The organism is Cytobacillus sp. GQ23, from assembly GCF_059758675.1.
The window spans coordinates 1-7,224 of the sequence record NZ_JCAXER010000056.1 but is presented as its reverse complement, the minus strand read 5'-3'; the positions used below and the strand labels follow the sequence as shown (position 1 = coordinate 7,224).

The following is a 7,224-nucleotide window of genomic DNA, read 5'->3' as shown; positions in this document are numbered from 1 at the left end:
GTTTAGTTGAACAAAAAAAGCCGCCTTATAATTCTTTTATATACCAAGCGTCCATAGCATTATGCTCTGAACCATCTAGTGGTCTTTCAAGTTGCTGGAAACCTAATTTGATGTAAAGGAGATTAGCTGCCTGGAGTTTCTTCAATGTCTCTAAGTAACAGTGTGTATAGTGTTCCTTGGCGAAGTCGAGTGCTGCTTTCATCAGCTCCTTGGACAGACCTATACCTTGAGCTTCGGGTGTAATGTATAGCTTTTGCAACTCGCAAACCCCCGTCTTCTGTCCAAATGCTGCAATACCTACACCGCCTACCACTTCATCTTGTTCATTCACTGCAACCCAATACTTAGCATTTGATTGTTGCTTGTAAAATTGTGCTAGACTGCTCAGTTGGGGATCAAAATATGCTGTTCCTGGAATATTTAAGTTAAATGATTCCAATGAGCGTTTTATAATTTGCTCCATTGTTTGATTGTCCTTTTCTTCAATTTCACGTATTTGCAATGTTTCATCCCCCACATCTAAATAATTTATGTATCCTAATATTATTTTTCTAATAATTCCATACTACTAGCTCTATGTTCAAGTAAACTGCCCCTTTAGGATAATAAGAAAAGACCATCAATTTGACAGCCTTGTTCTACTATTACAATCGTGAGTTGAACAAACAAGTAAATCTATTTACTATAATAATCATCCTTTGTGATTCCATAGATTACAGTATCTTCATAGACACCTCTGTATAAGCAACTTTGTTTAAAAGTACCTTCATATTTAAGTCCTAATTTTTCCATTACTTTTGAAGAAGCAGTGTTTTTTGTAAAAGCATCAGCAAAGATTCGATTTAGTCCTAAATCTTCAAATCCAAATTTTATTATTTCCTCACCTGCTTCCGTGCAATAACCTTTATTCCTGTAAGATTTCCCAAGCCAATAACCAAGTTCTCCTTTATTGTGTTTTTTATTTATAAAAATATATATACAGCCAATAAAATGGTCTTGTTCATTAAATATAGCAAAATGGAAACTGACCTTACTAACCATAGAGCTTTTAATTTTAGAAATCCAGTCTTCAGCAAATTTATCTGGTAAAGGATATGGAATAATCGTTGTTGTTTGTGCTATCTCACCATCTTCTAATAATTTTTGAACTTTGGGAGCATCTTCTAATATAAAATTGCGGATGCTTAATCTCTCTGTACGGAATGAAGGATTCATCTTTTTAACTCCTTTTCTAACAGTTAAATCAACAACAAAAAAGTTATCAATTAATAAGACTTCATAACTCTATTTTAAGGACATATTCACAGCTTCAATAGCATGTATGTAAGTTGTGTCAAATAGAGGCACATCAGAATCCTCCGGCTTTACCAATAATCCAATTTCTGTACAAGCTAGTATAATCCCTTTAGCACCAGATTCGATTAAACCATGGATAACTTTTTTATAATAATCCCTTGATTCTTGACGCATCTTACCCAGACATATTTCTTCGTATATAACCTTGTTTACAATCTCTCTTTCATTGTCATTTGGCACCAAAACTTGTATACCGCTAATCTCCAAGCGTGATTTATAAAAATCTTGCACCACAGATAATTCCTTTCTCTTTAATTTGGGTTGCTGTTGCTTCTGCAATATGCAGCAGGGGGACTTTAATTTTCGACTGGATGTCACCTATAACTTTGTGCATCGTATTAGTACAAATGACAATAAAATCAGCTCCCCCCTTTTCCAAAGAATGAGCAGCATTACCTAACACTTCGCCGGCCTTTTCCCAGGCACCCTCTGATTGATAACGTTCAATTTCATGAAAATCCACACTATATAGAAGACATTTCGCTGAATGTAATCCCCCTAATCTTCTTTTGACTTCTTCGTTGATCATCCGATAATATTCAGCAGAAGATTCCCAACTCATTCCGCCAATAAGACCGATAACCTTCATTTTATCCTCTCCATTAACCTTTAATTATCTTCAGGATAATGTTCGATTCACCTGCAAATAATTCCTTTTTAATTCAACAAAATGGTCCGATTGCTGTTGCCCCTTTAGGTCTATAAAGCATCTAAATTGAGTTAGTAACCGAGGTCCAGGCAGATAAAGTTGGTTCAATAATTCTAAAGCGGCCTATATCAGGTGGAATAACTAACCCACTGGCTGTGATTAAATGATGATTTCACTAATTCTGCCTATTTTTTCAACTTGAAATTTATACTACTGCCTGTTCAGGTGGAATAAAATGAATCCTTCTATTTGGACAAAACACCCTATATAACCAGGTATTTTATGACCTTCCTCTTATATACAGAATAAATATAGATTGATATATTCTAATTATTCCGAAAAACGAAAGGAGTCACAAATGGAAAAGTGGCATAACAAATTTATAGTTTACTTTACTGCTCTAGTAATGGCTTTCGGGTTGTACGCAGCTCCAGCAGGTGCTGTTTCTAATTCAGCGAGCCCCGTCGCTGAAAGAGTTTTATCTGTTGAGATTGAGGAAGCGACAATATTTGAATTGCAGCAATCGATGCAGAGGGGGAAGCTAACCTCTGAGGAATTGGTTCATTTCTACCTCAGCCGAATTGAGGAGTACGATGACAGCATGAACTCCATCATTACGGTTGACGAAAATGTATTAGAAGAAGCGAAACAACTAGATAAAGAGCGTAAAGAGGGAAAAGTTCGCGGTCCCTTGCATGGAATCCCGGTAATATTAAAAGACAACTATGATACATACGATATGCAAACTACTGCAGGATCCCTGTCACTTGAAGGGTCCATCCCTCTAAATGATGCCTATCAAACAAAAAGATTAAGAGATCAAGGTGCAATCATCTTAGGAAAAGCGAACCTGCATGAGTTTGCTTTCGGATTCCAAACCATTAGCTCCCTTGGCGGGCAAACCTATAACCCATATGATTTAACTAGATACCCGGGTGGTTCAAGCGGTGGTACGGCAGCAGCTGTTGCTTCCAACTTTGCCGCTGTCGGATTAGGGACAGACACTGGCGGGTCCATCCGAATCCCTTCGTCCTTCAATAACCTTGTTGGACTTCGCCCTACTATGGGACTTGCCAGCCGCGATGGAATCATTCCACTTGCACTATCACAGGATGTCGGCGGGCCGATGGGACGTACGGTTGAAGATGTGGCTGTCGTGCTGGACGCAATTGCTGGCTATGACCCAGCAGATCCAGTTACTGAAGCCAGCATCGGAAAAGTTCCAAAAACCTATACTCATTATCTTAAGAAAAATGGATTAAAGAAAGCTCGGATAGGCGTTATTCGCGACCTGTTTGGGAATGATCCTGAAGTCAATAAAGTGATGGATCAAGTGATTGCGGACATGGAAGCGCTTGGAGCAGAAGTGTTCGAGGTATCGGTTCCCAGTCTTAGTCAAATTCTTTCTTATCCAAGCTTAAGCGGATACGAATTTAAATTTCAGTTAAATGATTACTTGGCTAGCCTTGGGCCGGATGCACCTGTAAGAACGTTATCAGATATTATCGAAAGCGGGAAATTCCATCCAAGCTTGGAAAGCGGGTTAAAATCCCGAAATGAAAGAGAATCATTGGAAAATGATGAGGAATACCAGGACATTATTGCCAATCGTCCTAAAATAGCAAGGGAAAGCTTAATGGAAACGTTTAATGAACATGACCTGGATGCACTGCTCTATCCAACTTCGAGTGCTTTACCGGCACAGGTGGGAAAAAGCCAAGGTGCCGGGAATGCCAATCGCTTAAGCCCTTATTCAGGATTCCCTGCAATCTCGGTTCCTGCTGGCTTCAGTGACAACGGTCTTCCAGTCGGTCTCGAGCTGCTGGGAAAAGAATTCGACGAGCCAACATTGATTAAACTAGCCTATGCCTATCAAGAAGGAACTAACCATCGCAAAGCGCCTGAACTTAAATAGGAGCCTCTTAGACAAGAGGTTCCTCCTAATATCTTTATAATTATTGGGAAAATAAAAAGTGTACAATTTCTTCAATACTAAAGAAGAATCACTTTTTCCTTGACATAAGAAGAAGGATTGCTGGAACGATCCCCTTCTTTAAACATTAGCACCTGTTGAATAAGGAAAAGGTGATTATCGAAGTAAAGGCTGCCTGACTCAGTAGCTGACTTTGAGAATAGCACCCTTAGTTTAAGTACAGCCACACAAACTAAGCTTGCAAAAGAAAAAAAAGATGCCACAGACCTTCTGTCTTCAGATTAAGCATCCTTTTGTTTTATCGACGGAATACTCTTATCAATTTAAATCACCTTGCACATATAACGAAACTATTTAATGATTCATTGTCATTTGAGGTGTTCATCAGTTCATAGTAGCTGTTGACCATTGATTGTATCATGGGGGGAGCATGAACGAACTCTTCACGAATGCTATTCGCATAGCTTTTCTCCCACTTTGCGTCCTGCAAATACATAGCATTTACTGTACATTGCTTTTCGATATGAAAACCTGCCTCTTTAAGCAACTCTTGAATTTGTATTTTATGAAACAAGTTCTGTATATTTCCGTTATTGTTTACGAAGTTAGAGTATAAGGCAAGAATGGAAACTGCACAAAAATGGGAACGCTGGGTTATGCGGGTAAAGTCAAGATCCCATTCAGCAAAGCATATACGTTTAGCAATTCTTCGCAACTTCATAAAATAACGGAGTAGATCATCAGGTCTTTTAAAGTACCAAGAGCTGTGGGATAGCACTGCTATATCAAATACTTCGCTAGAGTCAAATCTGTCAAAATCCATTTCAAAATGAAACGTGATGCGTTCTCCCAATGCAGACTTCTTGATCAAGTCTGTTGCCTGTCCAAGCGTCAAAGGGGATCCGTAATGACGGCTGGCAATATCAATTCCAATAACCTTTCCATCTTTTCCAGCTGCATCAGCTAATGCTGCCGTTGTATCACCTTGGCCACAGCCGATTTCTATTATCCTCATACCTTCATTTATCCCAAATGCCTTCACTAAATCTAATCGATGCTGTAACTGGACTTGTTGAATTTCATCTTCTTCAAATAGCTTGTACGTGGTTAAAAATGCTTTTACTGATTCACTTAATCTGATTGATTTCAATGTCCTGCCTCCTGATTTCCAGTAATCTTCAAGGCTATCTTAATACTACAATCCTTTACTTAAAAAGATTTTCCTTCTTCAACTGCCCCGTTGGTCCCATATAGAACTCCTGTAAATAAAAAAAGCACGTAATCCTTGTCGGTTAACGCACCCTCAGCATAATGACCTTATTAGTAATATTTAAGTATGTTAGGAGTACCTATCCCTATATTGTTTACTGATTTAAGGTTAACAATCCTTTTTTACAGGAATCACAAGTATCCAAAATTTGTGTATTAGTTTAAAAATCCAATAAAAAAAGAAAAAATTAAAAACCAAGCCGAATGATTCCAGTGAAATCAGCGAACCTCCCCGATAAACTAAAGCATCAGCAGGAAAACCAAAATAATAATACCCAAAGTCATTATCCAGCCGATATCCAAGGTCAAGAATTATGGGAATTATGATAAGGGAAATAAAGCTTAAAATAGTTAACTTTACTTTTTGTGAATTCATTTTCTTAATGTTCAATAAAACTGCTATTATTAACGCATTGAACAGAAATCCCATTAGCAAAGCTAGGGCATCGGACATCGAACCCACTCCTTGTTAACTCAAAGTGATTGTTTCTTAATTTATTATAACAAATATTTCCAGGTTTTTGTAAATTTTTTATTGAACTATTCTGCCCCGATAGTCGAATAAGAAAAAAGGTTCTGCCGATCCTAACTGGATCTTCAATTCTTGCACCCGTTAGTAGAATATAAGAAAATCAAAAGCATTCTTAATCCTTATGACCATTTTTCTTCATCGTCAATCCATTGATTATTCTTTAAATCAAATGATTTATAATCATCGTGAAAAACAAAATAAGCTGGTAAATTCAATGCATCTCCACCTGCTTTTTTCCAAGATTGACTAAACCAATCAGTAAACGCTTTTTGTTCTAAATGGTCTATCGCTGGATAATTTTTTTCGTAAAAGTTATCGATAAAATCATCCAATTTGTCGTTGTTTAACTGATAATATGTTACATCTGACAATACCTCCACACTACCTGCAAATACAGTTGTGCCATTTCCTTCATAGAAAACTTCGTTGGCTTCTTTATCCATTGAGAACATTCTAATTGATAATTCGAATCTTGTAGGTTCAATGAATACAGAGAAATCTAACAAGTCAATATCAGAAGAGAAATTGTATGAAAGGATTTTTTCTAGATTTATCACCAACAAATCCGATTGTTTCTCAATGTTAGCTTTAATTGAACCAATATATTTATCTACTGAATACATAAGTAAACCTCCAAAAAACGTCTTTTACACTACTTTTTTTATAGTCTTCGAAAATCCCCATTTAAATCGGGGTGGAGCGTTTTAATACACGCCTCCTACCTTTCCCGCTCAACATGCAATGTAACCTAAAATGTATCGACGAAGGACAAGTAGATGAAGGGGAAAAGCCATATTAAAAATTGGTAAAAAAACATTCCCTGCGAAATCTAAAGATGCTGCCAAGAAAGCAACAGTCAATTTTTCTAATGTAACCTTTAAAGCTGGAGGGAAAAATGTTTCAATCAGGCGCATTACTCTAAGATCAAGCTGCCGTCTCAGGTGCTTTAATTACCAGCACTTATAATAAGCAAAACACTAGCTACGGCTCGTAAAATTTCCACAAAAATAATCAAGCGTATAACTCCTTTCTCCCCAAGGCATTCTCTCGTAAACTTGCCCTATTCTGGCATAGAGTTGCAACGCTCTTTATTATTGAGGATCATTATTGAGATAATGCACCCGTTAATTCAAGATGATACTTTTGATGGATACAAATAAAATAAATATAAATACAACTATACTTAACCAACCGTAACCTTTTTGTCCCTTTTGAAACTCTCTTAATCCCATTACCAACATCGTTAAACCTAAAAACAACATCATATATGGTTGAAACTTAAAATCCTCAGTAATCAATCCATACCCTGCTAGTGAAAAAGCTGTTATTGAAAAAATAATTTGCAAAATTTTCAACAATTAGCCCCCTCCTTTAATACAAGTTACCACACATCACCAATTGGTTGTTTAGCTATTCTTCCCCGTTAGTCTAAAAAGGGAGTACTCCAGTAAAAAAGCACCTTAATCTTATACGATTAAAACACTC

At 37.1% G+C, this 7,224-nt stretch carries 7 protein-coding genes and 1 pseudogene; 1 reads left to right on the top strand and 7 read right to left on the bottom strand.

What is annotated here, in order from left to right:
- Positions 1-25: 25 nt before the first annotated feature.
- The 3 genes and pseudogenes from AC6CHU_RS25640 to AC6CHU_RS25630 all read right to left on the bottom strand — a co-directional run bounded on the left by AC6CHU_RS25640 (position 26) and on the right by AC6CHU_RS25630 (position 1,945).
- Positions 26-502 carry a GNAT family N-acetyltransferase gene (locus AC6CHU_RS25640; RefSeq protein ID WP_498123138.1) on the bottom strand — a complete coding sequence of 159 codons (477 nt, stop codon included), beginning with the start codon at positions 500-502 and terminating at the stop codon, positions 26-28.
- 173 nt (positions 503-675) lie between these two features.
- Positions 676-1,215, bottom strand: a complete 540-nt coding sequence (locus AC6CHU_RS25635) for a GNAT family N-acetyltransferase (RefSeq protein ID WP_498123136.1) — start codon at positions 1,213-1,215, stop codon at positions 676-678.
- Between the two features lie 69 nt (positions 1,216-1,284).
- Positions 1,285-1,945 (bottom strand): annotated as a pseudogene (locus AC6CHU_RS25630) (aspartate/glutamate racemase family protein).
- Between the two features lie 418 nt (positions 1,946-2,363).
- Between AC6CHU_RS25630 and AC6CHU_RS25625 the strand changes: the two are divergent.
- The gene (locus AC6CHU_RS25625; RefSeq protein WP_498123135.1) at positions 2,364-3,920 is read left to right on the top strand and encodes an amidase family protein; all 1,557 of its coding nucleotides are present in this window, start codon (positions 2,364-2,366) and stop codon (positions 3,918-3,920) included.
- A 77-nt stretch (positions 3,921-3,997) separates the two neighbouring features.
- On the opposite strand, the gene AC6CHU_RS25620 is transcribed toward AC6CHU_RS25625, so the two are convergent.
- From AC6CHU_RS25620 to AC6CHU_RS25605, 4 genes are all read right to left on the bottom strand, one after another.
- On the bottom strand, positions 3,998-4,201 hold the full coding sequence (locus AC6CHU_RS25620) for a hypothetical protein (protein ID WP_498123134.1): 204 nt from the start codon (positions 4,199-4,201) through the stop codon (positions 3,998-4,000).
- A gap of 65 nt (positions 4,202-4,266) precedes the next feature.
- On the bottom strand, positions 4,267-5,088 hold the full coding sequence (locus AC6CHU_RS25615; protein WP_498123133.1) for a class I SAM-dependent methyltransferase: 822 nt from the start codon (positions 5,086-5,088) through the stop codon (positions 4,267-4,269).
- A gap of 770 nt (positions 5,089-5,858) precedes the next feature.
- A complete protein-coding gene (locus AC6CHU_RS25610) occupies positions 5,859-6,362 on the bottom strand; it encodes a hypothetical protein (protein ID WP_498123132.1) in 504 nt (167 codons plus the stop codon).
- A gap of 501 nt (positions 6,363-6,863) precedes the next feature.
- Entirely contained in the window at positions 6,864-7,094 is a 231-nt protein-coding gene (locus tag AC6CHU_RS25605) for a YczI family protein (protein ID WP_498123131.1), read from the bottom strand.
- Positions 7,095-7,224: the final 130 nt, after the last annotated feature.

Coding starts and splice junctions, on each gene's coding strand:
- AC6CHU_RS25635 (WP_498123136.1), bottom strand. CDS start 1,215: ATGAATCCTTCATTCCGTACAGAGAGATTAAGCATCCGCAATTTTATA.
- AC6CHU_RS25625 (WP_498123135.1), top strand. CDS start 2,364: ATGGAAAAGTGGCATAACAAATTTATAGTTTACTTTACTGCTCTAGTA.
- AC6CHU_RS25610 (WP_498123132.1), bottom strand. CDS start 6,362: ATGTATTCAGTAGATAAATATATTGGTTCAATTAAAGCTAACATTGAG.